This is a genomic window from Williamsoniiplasma lucivorax ATCC 49196 (genome assembly GCF_000518285.1).
In the GTDB taxonomy this organism is placed as follows: Bacteria; Bacillota_I; Bacilli_A; order Mycoplasmatales; family Mycoplasmataceae; genus Williamsoniiplasma; species Williamsoniiplasma lucivorax.
In genome coordinates, this window is the sequence record NZ_JADH01000002.1 from 1 (window position 1) to 14,356 (window position 14,356).

At 30.3% G+C, this 14,356-nt stretch carries 15 protein-coding genes and 1 pseudogene; all 16 read left to right on the forward strand.

All coding sequences use genetic code 4. From position 1 onward, the window contains the following. The first annotated feature begins 191 nt into the window (after window positions 1-191). Window positions 192-827: pseudogene (locus tag P695_RS06430) on the forward strand (SAV1803-related protein). A gap of 185 nt (window positions 828-1,012) precedes the next feature. Beyond that, window positions 1,013-1,873 carry a 30S ribosomal protein S2 gene (gene rpsB, locus P695_RS05210; RefSeq protein WP_084331577.1) on the forward strand — a complete coding sequence of 287 codons (861 nt, stop codon included), beginning with the start codon at window positions 1,013-1,015 and terminating at the stop codon, window positions 1,871-1,873. Between the two features lie 17 nt (window positions 1,874-1,890). Next, window positions 1,891-2,790 carry a translation elongation factor Ts gene (gene tsf, locus P695_RS0100770; protein ID WP_028126419.1) on the forward strand — a complete coding sequence of 300 codons (900 nt, stop codon included), beginning with the start codon at window positions 1,891-1,893 and terminating at the stop codon, window positions 2,788-2,790. A gap of 1 nt (window position 2,791) precedes the next feature. Further along, window positions 2,792-3,469, forward strand: coding sequence for a hypothetical protein (locus P695_RS0100775; protein ID WP_028126420.1), 678 nt, complete (start codon window positions 2,792-2,794; stop codon window positions 3,467-3,469). Window positions 3,470-3,648: 179 nt separating this feature from the next. Then, window positions 3,649-4,362 (forward strand): UMP kinase, encoded by a 714-nt coding sequence (gene pyrH / locus P695_RS0100780; RefSeq protein ID WP_028126421.1) that lies wholly within the window; start codon window positions 3,649-3,651, stop codon window positions 4,360-4,362. Between the two features lie 10 nt (window positions 4,363-4,372). Next, window positions 4,373-4,927 carry a ribosome recycling factor gene (gene frr, locus P695_RS0100785; RefSeq protein ID WP_028126422.1) on the forward strand — a complete coding sequence of 185 codons (555 nt, stop codon included), beginning with the start codon at window positions 4,373-4,375 and terminating at the stop codon, window positions 4,925-4,927. A gap of 87 nt (window positions 4,928-5,014) precedes the next feature. After that, complete coding sequence (argS, locus tag P695_RS0100790) at window positions 5,015-6,673, forward strand: arginine--tRNA ligase (RefSeq protein ID WP_035026090.1); 1,659 nt, start codon at window positions 5,015-5,017, stop codon at window positions 6,671-6,673. Between the two features lie 11 nt (window positions 6,674-6,684). Continuing rightward, a complete protein-coding gene (locus tag P695_RS0100795) occupies window positions 6,685-8,208 on the forward strand; it encodes an MFS cation transporter (RefSeq protein WP_028126424.1) in 1,524 nt (507 codons plus the stop codon). A 100-nt stretch (window positions 8,209-8,308) separates the two neighbouring features. Further along, window positions 8,309-8,572 carry a hypothetical protein gene (locus tag P695_RS0100800; protein WP_028126425.1) on the forward strand — a complete coding sequence of 88 codons (264 nt, stop codon included), beginning with the start codon at window positions 8,309-8,311 and terminating at the stop codon, window positions 8,570-8,572. 272 nt (window positions 8,573-8,844) lie between these two features. Then, a complete protein-coding gene (locus P695_RS0100805) occupies window positions 8,845-9,699 on the forward strand; it encodes a hypothetical protein (protein WP_028126426.1) in 855 nt (284 codons plus the stop codon). A gap of 18 nt (window positions 9,700-9,717) precedes the next feature. Next, window positions 9,718-10,548: a segregation/condensation protein A gene (locus P695_RS05215; protein WP_051437273.1), complete on the forward strand. Its 831-nt coding sequence runs from the start codon at window positions 9,718-9,720 to the stop codon at window positions 10,546-10,548. Then, complete coding sequence (gene scpB, locus P695_RS0100815; protein ID WP_240005810.1) at window positions 10,532-11,170, forward strand: SMC-Scp complex subunit ScpB; 639 nt, start codon at window positions 10,532-10,534, stop codon at window positions 11,168-11,170. Before P695_RS05215 ends, scpB begins: the two co-directional genes overlap by 17 nt. Beyond that, window positions 11,170-11,925 carry a pseudouridine synthase gene (locus tag P695_RS0100820; protein ID WP_035026092.1) on the forward strand — a complete coding sequence of 252 codons (756 nt, stop codon included), beginning with the start codon at window positions 11,170-11,172 and terminating at the stop codon, window positions 11,923-11,925. Before scpB ends, P695_RS0100820 begins: the two co-directional genes overlap by 1 nt. Window positions 11,926-11,955: 30 nt before the next feature. Then, window positions 11,956-12,570, forward strand: a complete 615-nt coding sequence (locus P695_RS0100825; protein ID WP_028126429.1) for a deoxynucleoside kinase — start codon at window positions 11,956-11,958, stop codon at window positions 12,568-12,570. A gap of 23 nt (window positions 12,571-12,593) precedes the next feature. Continuing rightward, window positions 12,594-13,205, forward strand: a complete 612-nt coding sequence (locus P695_RS0100830) for a deoxynucleoside kinase (RefSeq protein ID WP_028126430.1) — start codon at window positions 12,594-12,596, stop codon at window positions 13,203-13,205. Between the two features lie 161 nt (window positions 13,206-13,366). Next, complete coding sequence (locus P695_RS0100835; RefSeq protein WP_028126431.1) at window positions 13,367-14,338, forward strand: NAD-dependent epimerase/dehydratase family protein; 972 nt, start codon at window positions 13,367-13,369, stop codon at window positions 14,336-14,338. Window positions 14,339-14,356 lie beyond the last annotated feature (18 nt).

A 14,356-nucleotide genomic window follows, 5' to 3' on the forward strand; every position in this document is an offset into this window, starting at 1 on the left:
ATCCTCAAACAAGACTATCATAACCAATTTTTTTTACTTGACGGTTTCAACGTAGAATACTATCTCTGCTAATATTGTATTTTTTAGCAATAGTAGAAGCATTAGAACTTGATAATTCAGATAATATTTTAATTTTTTCTTCTTTTGTTCATTGTTTTGCCATATAAAAAACATCCTTTCTAAAGTATTTTATTACAAAAAATGTTGTTTTTTTGTGTCTACTTTATTTTAGATGTTCAGTGCTTGGTAATTACTTTTTAGATCAAGAATGAACTAAAAAAAATACAAAAATAACAAGGGGCAAAGATGGTTTAAATATTCACCATTTAGATGAAGACAAAGCTATTATGTTATCAACTTCTGCTTTTGCACAAGAAAACCCCTATGATTGGCAAAAAGCAGAACGATTGGTTTATTGTAATCTTTTAGAGCATCTAGTTTTGCATATAAAAATATTTGAATTGCACATGTGGGCGGCAAGAACTAAAGCTGCTAAGAAAATGAAAGTTAAAAGTGCATAATCTCTTGTTTTGGTTGGGGTGTATGAAAATTGCCATTTGGGAATTGGTGGAATATATACCTTTATTGTTCCTGAATTAAATGATATTTATTCAGGAATCAAATATAAACAGCCATGAAAACAAAAAGTTATTGAAATGGTTTTGCCACATAAAAATGATTATTTAAAATGCATCAAAAGACTAGTTGATTGAAATTTTTCAGAAAACTTATTAACTTCTTTTGTGTACAATCAACCACTAGGTTGGTATAAGAATAAAAATCAAGAGCTTTTCGAAGAGATGAAAAAGCTTGGTGTAAGACACTAAAATTCTCAAAAAAACCTTCCAAAACGAGGGTTTTTTTGAGAATTAAGGTATAATGGTTTTATTGTGTATGACTTACAAACTATATACAAGACACACTTAGGGATTCATTAATCCAGTGCCCGAATTCAATAAAAAGGGTGATTGATGTTCGAACTATTTGGAAGAATAACGAAAGGGGACATTATATGTCACAAATTTTAACAAGAGATGAATTATCTCAAGCAGGTGTTCAATACGGACACCAAACTAAACGTTGAAACCCAAAAATGGCACCATACATTTTTGGTTCAAACAAAAAAAATCATATTATTGATTTACAAAAAACAATGGATCAATTAGCTGTTGCTAATGCTCTAATTGAAGACCTTGCCAAAAAAGATGGAAAAATTTTATTTGTTGGAACTAAAAAAACTGCTAAATTAGCAGTTAAAGAAGCCGCTTTACGTTCAGGAAATTTTTATGTTAATGAACGTTGATTAGGTGGAACTTTAACTAACATGAAAACAATTTCATCAAGAATTAAAGCTTTATGAATGATTGAAAAAGATGAGGCTGATGGAAAATTAGCTTTAAGAACTAAAAAAGAGCAAATTATGATTTTGAAGGAAAAAGCAAAATTAGAAAGAACTCTTGGTGGAATTAAACAAATGCGTAAATTACCAGCAGTCTTAGTTGTTGTTGATCCAAAACAAGACGAAATTGCAGTTAAAGAAGCAAGAAAATTAGGTATTCCCGTGATTGCTTTAGTTGATACAAACATGGACCCAGATACAGTTGATATTCCAGTACCAGCAAATGATGATATGGCTGAATCTGTGAATATTCTAATTAACAACTTTGTTGATACATTTGCAGCAGCGACTAACTTAACACTTGTGCCTTCGGCTTTAAAAGTTGTGGCAACTTTTAAAACAAGAGAAGAAGGAGAAGAAGGTGAAAGAAGACCTTACTTCAAAAAAGATGGTGAATTCAAAAGAGATGGTGAATTCAAAAAACAATGAAAAAAACCAAATCAAGGTTTTCACAAACCAACTAATAAAGAATAATTAAGGAGATATTAAAGATGGCAATTGATGTAAATAAAATTAAAGAATTGCGTGAAATCACTCAAGCAGGGATGATGGACGCTAAAAAAGCTTTAGAAGAAACAAACAATGATATTGATGCTGCAATCATTTGATTAAGAGAAAATGGTTTAGCCAAAGCTGCTAAAAAATCTGATCGAGTGGCTGCTGAAGGAGTAACATTAGCAAAACAAAATGATAAATATGCAATTATTCTTGAAGTCAACTCTGAAACTGATTTTGTTGCTAAGAACAAAGATTTCTTAGCATTAATCGATGAAATCGCTGATGCTTTATTGGCTGCTAATGTCCAAACTGTTGAAGAAGCCCATGGTATTGAAACTGTGAAAGGAATTACAATTAAAGAAGCGCTAATTCATGCCACAGCAACAATTGGTGAAAAAATTGAATTAAGAAGATTTGAACTAATTGAACTTAAACCAAACCACACAGCGGCTTTTTACAACCATGCAAACAGTCGTATTTCAGTTTTATTAGATTTCGAAGGGAATCTTGATAACAATGATGCTTACAATGTGGCAATGCATGTTGCTGCAATGGCACCAAAATACCGTTCAATTAATGAAATTCCAGTCGAATTCAAAGAAGCCGAATTACATGTGATTAGTGAAAATGCTAAAGAAGATCCAAAATTACAAGGAAAACCAGAAAATGTTTTAACTGGAATTTTACAAGGTAAATTATCAAAACGTTTAGCTGATGTTAACTTATTAGATCAACAATTTGTAATTGATGAAAAATTCAAAGTTGGTGAATTCTTAAAATCAAAAAATGTTTCATTAAAAACAATGATTCGTTACGAAGTTGGAGAAGGAATCGAAAAAATTGTCACTGACTTCGCTAGTGAAGTTGCTGCTCAATTAAACGGAGGAAACTAATATGAACTTAACCCAACGCATAGCAAGCTGAAATCCAGATGATGTTTTATCATCAAATGGTCTTGATGGTAACACGCCGCTCTTAATTTTAGGAATCATTTTAATGGTTGCTTCAATTATTATTTTAGGAATGTTTGTTTATTACTTATATCAATTTAAGCAAAGAAAAGCAAAAGTAAAAATTAAAAACCCCATAATGATTTATATTGTGATTGCAATTTTAGCAGTGGTTTTAATTTTAGGAATCATCGGGGTTGTTTTATTCACACAATCTCATGCAATTTTCTATGATCAATTAAAACCAGATACAAATTATGGAGCTGATACTGCAGTAATTGCTTTAATTGTTGTTTATGTGTTTGGATATATTGGTTTATTTGGGGTAATGGTCTTTATTTGATTTGGTTTAAATAAATTTGCCATTTCCTTCACAGATGATGAAATTATGTTTCTTGGTGAAAAAATTGAATATGCAAAAATTACTAAAATTGTTCAAGATAATACTAAAAACGCAGTTTATATTAATTTTGCGCAAGGGAAAAGAAGTTACCGCAGACAAAAATTTAGTCTAAATTCTTCAATTGGGGCTTGAGTTGTGAAACATGCTGATTTAAGTGGACATCCAGTTGAAATTGGTGATGAAGACGAATACTTCAAAACTTTAATCAGAGCAAAATAATCAGGGCATTGCCCTTTTTATTTTCAAAAAATATTTTTGAAAATAAAAATTTAATATCTTGATCACTTGAATAATGATTTTCGAGTACTTGAACGTTGATTAGATGTGTGATGGAATATTAAGTTATATATTTAATATAATGAATAATTGATATAATTAATAAGATGAAAAGGAGTAAAATGAGTTTAAAATACAAAAGAATTTTACTTAAGTTAAGTGGAGAAGCTTTAAAAAGCAATGATGAAATTTATGATAAACAAGCTTTAGAATCTGTCAGCCAACAAATTATTGAACTAACAAAACAAGGTTTAGAAGTTGGGATTGTCATCGGTGGAGGTAATATCTGAAGAGGGAAGTTAGGAACTGATCTCGGTTTACCACAAATTGAAGGTGATTATATGGGGATGATGGCCACATATATGAATGGTTTAGCTTTGGCTGGAACATTAAATCGTCTTGGTTTTACTAAAGTGGAAGTATATGCTTCTTTAGAATTAAAAACTGTCACACTTTCATACAACTTCAAAGAAGCTCGTCAAAAATTACAAGAAGGCTATGTGTTAATTTTTGTGGGAGGAACTGGATTTAGTTACTTCACAACTGATACAGCCTCAACAATTCGAGCAATTGAAATTGATGCTGATGCTTTATTAATGGCTAAAAATGGTGTGGCTGGAGTTTATGACAAAGATCCAAAAACTCACCCCAATGCAAAAATGTATCAAGTTTTAACCCACAAAGAAGTGGCTGATAAAAACTTACGTGTGATGGACTTAACAGCGGCTACTTTAGCAAAAGATGCTAATTTGCAAATTGAAGTGTTTGATATGCAAGGCGAAAATAATATTGTTAAAGTAATGAACAATGAATTAGAATCAACAATAATTAAATAGGAGAGAAAAAATGATTGATATTAAAAAAGTTTTAAATGATGCAGAACAAGAAATGAACAAAACTGTGCAAGCATGAGTTGAGCATTTAGCAAAAGTCAGAACTGGACGTGCTAATGCTAATATGTTGGATGGAGTGATGGTGAATTATTATGGAACACCAACCCCAATCAACCAAACTGGACAAATTACTACTCCAGAACACCACTTAATTGTCGTAAAACCATATGATCGTAACATGGTTGGAGAAATTGTTGGAGCAATTAACAAAGCTGATTTAGGTTTAAATCCAATTGCTGATGCAGAAGTTGTGCGTCTTAAAATTCCAGCCCTAACTGAAGACATTAGAAAAGAACTTGTCAAAAAAGTTTCTAAAGAATTAGAAAGCTACAAAGTCAGAATCAGAAACTCAAGAAGAGATGCGATTGATGTTGTGAAAAAAGATAAAGAATCATCAGAAGATCTAGTTAAAGGAACTGAAAAAGATATTCAAGTTTTAACAGATAAGTTTATTAAAGAGTTAGATGAACTAACTAAAGTAAAAGAAAAAGATTTATTAACAATTTAAGATTGCATTAAAGAATTAAGCATTGTAGAGCAATGTTTTTCTTTATATGAGTTAAAATATTGATATATTTTTAAAAAGGAGGACACAATGAAAATTATTGAAATTTTTAAAAATGATTTAAGTACCATTTTGAAAGGGATGAACATCGATCTTGAACCAATTGTTGAAATCAACAAAGGTAAAGATAATGGTCATTTTTCCACAACGGTTGCTTTAATGTCAGCCAAGCAGGTTGGTAAAAATCCCATTGAATTAGCAAAAACAATTACTGCTAAATTAGGTGAAAAAGATTATTATTCATCAATTAAAATTGCTGGACCTGGTTTTATTAATGTTGAAATCAAACCAGAAGTTTTATCAACAATTATTTTGAACATTATGCATGAGAAAGATAGCTATGGTCAAAATGAAAACAAAAACTATATTATTAATTTAGAAGAAGTTTCTGCTAACCCAACTGGATGATTACATCTTGGTCATGCAAGAAATGCTGTGACTGGAGATACATTAAGACGCATTTGAGAGAAAGATGGTTATGAAGTGCAAACCGAATACTATACTAACGATGCTGGTAACCAAGTCAATGTTTTAGCTGTGACTGTTTTTGTGTACTACTTAAATATGATTGGTGTCGAAGCTGAATTACCAAGTGTTGCTTATAAAGGTGATGCTTATGATGATGTGGCTGCTAGTTTTGTTAGTGAATATGGTGATAAATTCAAAGACATCAAATTTACTGATAATCAAATTTTGGATCCTCAAGTGCATGATATTTTTAGATATAAATCTGTTGCATATTTTATGGAAATCATTAAAGACCAACTAAAACAAATTGGTCTAGAAATTGCTCACTATTCTAGTGAGCAAGAAATGTATGACCATCATGAGATTGAAAAAACATTAGCATTATATAAAGAAAAAAATGCGACATATGAAAAAGATGGCGCAGTTTGATTAAGAACTACTGATTTTGGTGATGATAAAGACCGTGTTTTAGTTAAATCTGATGGAACTTATACTTACATCGTGCCTGATTTAGCAACTCACCGCATCCGTATTGAAAGAACCAAAGCTGATAAATTAATTAACGTTTGAGGTGGAGATCATCATGGTTATATTAACCGTATGCGTGCTGGTTTAGCACTTTTAGGGGCAAAACCAGATATCTTAGATATTGAAATGGTCCAAATGGTGCGTTTAGTCAAAGATGGCCAAGAATTTAAAATGTCTAAACGTAAAGGAACAGCTGTTTGAATGATTGATTTACTAGAAATGGTTGGTAAAGATGCTTTAAGGTATATGTTAGCTTCAAAATCAAGTTCAGCACATATGGAATTAGACATTGGTTTAGTCCAAGAAAAAACTAGTGCTAACCCAGTTTACTACGCTCAATATGCCACAGCGAGATGTAATTCAATTTTAAATCAAGCCAAAGAAAAAAACATTGAACCTAAAATTGGGAAGACTCATTTATTGAATCATGAAAAAGAAATTCAATTATTAGTCACTTTAGATAATTTCTCTGAACTTGTCCGTATTGCTTCAAAAAACAAAGCACCACAATTAATTTGTGATTACATTCAACTGATTGCTAAACAATTCCATTCATACTATTCTGAGATTAAAATTATTAATGAAAATGAATTAGAACTAACCCAATATCGTTTAGGATTTATTCAAAGTATTTTACAAGTTTTTAAAAATACTTTTGATTTAATTGGTCTTGAAGTTGTCAGCAAAATGTAACAGGAGCATCAATGCATTTATTTAATTGAGATTTGTATATTATCAATCCAATTTTCATTTTTATTGGGATTTTCCTCTTGTTTTTACTTGCTAAAAAAGAAAAAGAAAATAAGTTTTGGTGATTATTTTATATTGAAACATTAGCTATTTGAATCGTTAATGGTTTTTTGATGCGTAATAATCTTGTCCAAATGGGTATCGGAACAATGAATATGTCGATTACTGCAATTGCTGTATTTACAATTTTTGTTAGTGCTTTTCTTATTGGTATGATTTTAAAACCATTAGCAATTTGGTTGACTCATAAAGCACAAAATCGTCGTATTTGAATGTGAATGGGGATCATGACCACGTTAGTGGCTTTGATTTTAGCAACAATCTTTATGAACAAACAAACACCACTTGTCGTCTTGGTCATTTCCACTTTATTTATTGGTTTTTCTATTTCCACCCAAACTTTATACTTCTTACTACCCAACGAACAGTTTTACTACCGTTTATTCCCTATTTTTACAAGTTTAAAAATGGGGATGGTGACCAGTTTAGGAGCTTATATTGGTTTATTCTTGTTTTCCATTAATGGTGCGATTTCTGGTTATCAAGAAGTAAACACGCATAATTTCCCTAACATTAATTATGCTGTTGTGATTACCATTCTCTTCTTATTAATTGGTGTTTCCTTTGCAATGTCTTTTTTTAATTTAGAAAGAACTAAATTTATTAATTCTTTTGATCAAACAATTAATAAACAACTCCAACCTTATAGATTTAAAGTGCTTATTTTAATTGTGCTTGCTGCTTTTTGGTTAGGGGTTATGTCTGGTTTAATTCAAAACCAATTACTTGATTTTATGATCGCTTCTTCTTTAAAACAAACTAATTATAGTGATTCATTTATTTATAGTATGGTCTCATTTAATAAAGATGCCTTCCTTGTACCTGGTTTCTTATTTGGTTATTTCATTTATCGCGTCATTTTCAAAAAAATGACTGTTGTGCAAACTTTAACTATTTTATTTGTGGTTTCAGGTATTGCGGCTGTTTTAGCCAGTTTTACTAACTATTTAGAAGTGATGGTTTTTGCCAACATTATTTTTGGAATTACTATTTCGATTACCTTCTATTTATTAATTGGTTATTCAATGATGTGAAATTATCGTAACAAAGCTGTTTTAGTCACTGGTTTTGTTGTTTCAGCTAACATGTTAGGAATCTTTTTAATGGAAACAATGTGAACTATTTTGAAATCAACTTATTTTGTTGATTCATTTGCTTTATTTTCAATTCACAACATTTTGCATGCCAATCCCGCCACGATTGCGATCTTCTTAGACAAGATTAATCATGTGCTAACAATTGTTTATGCTGTTGTCTTTACCTTAATTGTTTTCTACTGTATTTTTATTGTTACTTGAGCAAAACAATTTATGGCTGAAATGAATGATATTCAAAAAGGAACTTTAAAAATGGCAACTATTGAGAAAAAAATCATGGTTGGTAAAATGAAAAACAAAGTGCTTGAGTTCAATGATTAATTAACAATGATGTATTAATCCCCAATTTTTAGGCCAAGCTATTTGCTAATAGCTTGGCATTTTAATATAATTTATTTACAAAATATAGAAAGGGTAAAAAATGAAATTACAAAGATTTATCGCTTCTTTTTTAAATACAGCCTTAGTTTTGGTGAACATTGTTTTATTATTGATTGAAATGCCATTACTTGGTGAAATGATAGTGAATGTTCCTTTACCAGAAGGACGTCGTAAAAAAGTTCTTTTTGGACTAATTACATTTGCATGTTTCTTCTTTATTATTCCTTGAATTATTAACATTGTTTTTTGATTTCAAGAAGAAGCTTCAGTGCCAACAAGAATATTTAATAAATTTGTTAAATAATTTTTCAACATTTTGAGAAAATGTTAGAAAAAACTCGATTAACAATCGAGTTTTTTTGCCCTTTTTTGATTAAAAAAGATAGTAAATTAAATCGAAGAAAAAATAAAAACAAAGGCAATGATCACCTTAGTTTGTTATTTGTTGGATTTCTTTGTTGATGATCTGATATAAAATCAATTCTTGAAGAATATTAGATCAATTAGTCAAATAACCCAAGGGTATTATCAGCTAATGCATATCCTTATTTTTAGATAAAAGGTTATAATTAAAATATGAATAAAGAGACACCCAAACTAATCGAACAATTGGAAATAATAGTGCACTATTTAAAAACTAAAAAATATCAAGAAGTGGAAATTTTAAGAATTAAAAAAGCTTTAAGTTCAATCGTTGATTTTTTAATTATTAATTCTAATGATTTTGTTTTTTTATTGGATCAAGAAGATAAAAGAAATGGTTTAAATTTAAATTTTAATGTGAATGCTAAAAACAAAAACTTAATGTCATTTCATGAGGTGACAAAAATCCTTTATTATTTAAAAACTATTTTTGCGATGTTATTAAGTTACTTGCCTGATTTCTTCAATTACTACATTTATTCAGAAGTAAAATACATGTTAATGTTTTATGTGAAAGAAACATTAGATGATCCGAAAATTGAAGCAGTTAACAAAAGACATAAGATTTCAGATACTTATTACCATAAGCAAAGTGCATTGTTTAAATATATTTACTCAATTTATGATAAATTATTATATGTTAACTTACATGTAACACAAAAGTTTGAATTAAATAATTTAACCGAACAAAAACATTATCAATTTAGTGCTGATTTTTTAAAATCATCATTACCATTAATTAAAGATGGAATCATGGCTCGCAAAATGGAAGTTTTTTTAAAAGCTTTAGATCGCAGTAGTGCATTTCACTACATTCGAATTTTAAGAAATAACGTCGAACATAACTTTATTAATCCAGAGTTGCGATTCAATTATGCACTACAAACACAATTACTCTTTATTATGTTAATGAAAATTGTTATTGAAATTGAGTTTCATTTTAAACGTGATAGTGATATCTATGAATTATTAACAACAAATCATACTAAAAATAGTAAAATCAAATAAGCAGAAAAAGGTGAGAGAATGCAACATTGAGACGAAATAAGAATAGGAAGTTTTTCTGGTCCGCTAGACTTGTTATTAACAATGGTGAGAGAAAAGAAAATTAATATTATGGATATTAATTTAATCGAATTAGCTGATCAATATGTCGACTATATTCAAAAACAGCAATCATTAGATATTGAGATTGCTAGTGAATATTTAACGATGGCAGCCCAATTGATTGAAATGAAGTCACATTTATTACTGCCAAAAGAAGAAGAATTTATCGAAGAAAATAATTTATATGAAGATTTCTTATACCAGTTAACACAATATGACCAAATTAGAAGTGTGGCTGATTACTTTCTTAAAAAACAAGAAGAGTTCTTTTTATCATTTTCCAAAAATAAATCTAAAACTAAATTTTCAATAGCTGCTGCTCAAGCCAATGAAGATGAATTATTAGTAGAACCATTAACAATGGATATGGACATGTTTGCCCAAATTTTTAAAGACATCATGACGCGTTCGACACTAGAACATGATAACCTCTTAGAAGATTACGATGATTATTTTAATACAATTACAACTGATGTAATTTCTCCCCAAGAAATTACTCACATGATTTTAATGATTATGCGAACAGACCCCAAAAAACGTTGAAGATTAGAAGAATTAATTTCTAAAGATATTTTAAATTTAAAAAATCTGATCTCAACATTTTTAGCAGTACTTGATATTGTCAGATATCAAGTTGCAACCATTCAACAAGAAGAGAAAACTTTATATGTTGAATTTACTCAAGAAGCTTTGGATGACCAAAGCATTATCGAAGGATTGGAGAATAGAAATTATGATGCACAAGAATAAATTAATGGCGATTATTGAAGGATTGCTTTTCCTTTATGGAGATGAAGGAATTGCTTTAACTGATTTAGAAAATGTTTTAGAAAACGAAAAGCCATCAGAGATTAAAGGTGCAATTAAAGCTTTAGAAGAGAAATATTATGAAGATGAAAGTTCAGCTTTCTCAATTCAAAAATTTAGTACTAATAAATACCGTTTACAAACTAAAACTACTTTACATGAATGATTTGCGAAATTAGAAGATATTAATATTCAAACTAAGCTTTCGATGTCAGCGATTGAAGTTTTATCAATTGTTGCTTATAAAGGGCCAATTTCGAAAGCTGAAATTGATAATATTCGTGGTGTTGATTCCACTTATCAAATTTATAAATTAAAAGATCGTCATTTAATTCGTAGTGTTGGGAAAACTGAAGGAACTCGAGCCAACCTTTATGCAATTACTGAAAACTTCTTTAAATTATTTAATTTAAATGGTGGTAAAGAATTACTACCCCAAATTTCAGATGATGAGCTTGCTCATGAAGTGGAAGTTAAAAAAGAACACCATAAAAGTTCTGGTTCAAGTATTTTTGCAACTGATGATGACAATCAGAATATGGAAGAATTGTTTGGTGATCACTAATGAGCACCAAACAAGAACGTTTGCAAAAAGTGATTGCGAATCGTGGCGGGGCTTCTCGACGTGCAACTGAAAAATTAATTGCCGCTGGGCAAGTCAAAGTTAATGGTATTGTGATCACTGAATTAGGCACAAAAGTGGATGTTGATGCCAAAATTGAAATTAATGGCCAAGAAATGCTGAATAACAAAGAAAAATACTATTTCTTGTTCAATAAGCCGCGCAGAGTCATTTCAACGATGTATGACCCTAAAAAACGCAAAATTGTCGCTGATTTCTTTCAAGATGTTGATGCCAGAGTTTATCCAGTCGGAAGATTGGATTATGACGTCTCTGGTTTACTAATTATGACCAATGATGGTGACTTTGCTAATTTTGTGATGCATCCCCGATATGAGTTTTTAAAAACTTACCAAGCACTTTGTGATGGGGTGGTTTCCAAACACCAAATTCGGAGTTTATTAAATGGTGTGATCATTGATGAAGATTATAAAACTAGTGCAGTTTTAGCTAAAATGGCTAATTACAATAAAGAACGCAACCAATCAATTATTGAGTTAACAATTGCTGAAGGTAAAAAGCACCATGTTAAAAAAATGTTAGCTGCTGCTGAGATTAATTTATTAAAGTTAAAAAGAACCCAAATTGAGTTTTTAACTGATGAAGGCTTAGAAGTTGGGGCATACCGTAAGCTGACTCCACATGAAGTGAAACGTTTTTATGGAATTTATCATTCTGTCAAAAGAAAAGGTGACTAATTGTGGTAATTTTTATAAAAGGTGAACAACATGAGAATTGCAATTTTTGGCACTGTTGGTGCTGGTAAAACAACTATTAGTCACGCGTTAGCTGCTAAATATGGCTATTTGCTTTTTCCAGAACCAATTGAGCAAAATCCTTATTTTGCTGCACATTATCATGATATGGCCAAAGATGCTTTTAAAATGCAAATTTACATGTTGACTGCACGGAGCCAACAATTAAATGAAGCGCAAGATTTACAAAACGTGATTTTTGACCGCACTATTTTAGAAAATTTGATTTTTGTGGAAACCAATCATAAATTAGGTTATATTAATGATATTGACTTTAAAACTTATGTTGATTTTTATCAAACAGTCATCATGGCTAAAATTAGTGCCACTAATCCTTTTGATTTAGTCGTTTATTTAAAAGTTTCGACTAAAAAAGCATTAGCACGAATTAAAAATCGTAATCGAGCATTTGAACTAAATCTTTCCGATCAATATTGAGAAATATTAAATAGCAATTACGACAAGCATTTCACAATCTTAAAAAACAAATTTAATTTTGTAGTTATTGATGCTGATGTTGATGATGTTAATGTGCAATTAGCACAAATTGCTTGTGCCATGCAAAACATTAAGTCAAAAAATAATTAAAGAGAGAACAAGAGGAATAAATAATGAGAATCGCCATTTTCGGAACTGTTGGAGCAGGTAAATCAACAGTTTCTCAAGCAATTTCTGACAAATATGGGTATGAAATTTTCCCAGAACCAATCGCGCAAAATCCTTATTTTGATGATTATTATCGTGATATGAAAGCACATGTGTTTAAAATGCAAATTTATATGTTGACTGCCCGCAGTCAACAATTAACTGCAGCTAAAGTTTTAGAAAACGTGATCTTTGACCGCACAATTTTAGAAGATCCAATTTTTGTGAAAGTTAATCATGACCTAGGAACAATGAATGATGTTGATTTTAAAACATATAATGATTTTTATGAGCAAGTGATTATTCCATCATTGGCTAATCGAACTGAATTTGACTTAGTGGTTTATTTAAAAGTCACAACTGACAAAGCCATTGAACGCATTAATGAACGCGGGATTAAAGCTGAAATTGATACACCAAGAAGCTATTGAGAAACTTTAAATAAGCGTTATGATGATTATTTTAATTTAAGAAGTAAACATTTTAAATTTTTAGTTGTTGATGCCAACACTGATGATTTAAATTCAAAAATGCAACTTATCTTTAATAAAATTGATGAAGTTAAAGCTGAAAAATAATGAAAAAAAGTACTTTCGTGGTCATGAAAGTACTTTTTTTTTTTTTTTTGTAAGAGGTCTCGACTTTCGTTTAAAAAACATAAATACAATGGGTAAGAGAGATTATATTCTCTTTAATAGCCTAAAAAATTATAAATTAGTAAATTCTGAAAGGTAGAAAAATGAAAAAAGTTCTAATTACAGGAGCAAACGGTCAAGTCGGAAATGAAATGACTGCAAGATTGAGAAAAGATTTAGGAAGAGACAATGTCATTGCCACTGATCTAAAAATTAAAGAAGGTAGTGCCAACGCCACAGAAGGAATTTTTGAAGAATTAGATGTTAGTGATGCTAAACGTTTTAGAGAATTAGCTCACAAATACCAAGTTGATGCGATTATTCATTTAGCTTCTTTATTGTCTGTGAGTTCAGAAAAAGATCCAGTTTTCGCATGACAACTTAACACAGGTTCAATTATTAACGGATTAGAAATTGCTAAAGAACTAAAAGCACAATTCTTTTTCCCATCATCAGTTGCTGCTTATGGGGTTGATGCAATGCCACGTTTTAATACACCACAAGATACATTTATGCATCCCATTACAGTTTATGGAGCAAGTAAATATGCTGGGGAAATGTTAGCTAATTACTACCACTGAAAACATGGAGTAGATGCTCGTTCTGTGCGTTTTGGAAGATTAGTTTCATACAAAGTGAGACCTGGTCAAGGAGCTACAGATTATGCTGTTGCCATTTATTTTGATGCCGTTTTAAAAAGTAGTTATGAATGTTACTTGCGTCCAGACACAATGTTGGACTTTACATATGTTGATGATGCAATTGATCAAGTTGTTAAATTTTTAAATACACCTGCAAGTCAATTAAAACACTTTAATGGATTTAATTTAACAACTTTCTATGCCACTCCAGAAGATATCGCTAATTCAATTAAAAAAATTATGCCAGATTTTAAAATCACTTATAAATTAGACCCAGTTCGTCAAGAAATTGCTGACTCATGGCCACAACATATGGATGATAGTTGAGCAAGAGAAGAATGAGGATTAAATCCAAAAATTGGTTTAGATGAAATGACTGAAATTATGTTAACTAATTTAAAAATCAAATTAAAAGCTGAAGGAGAAATAAAATAATCTCTATTTTATAAAATT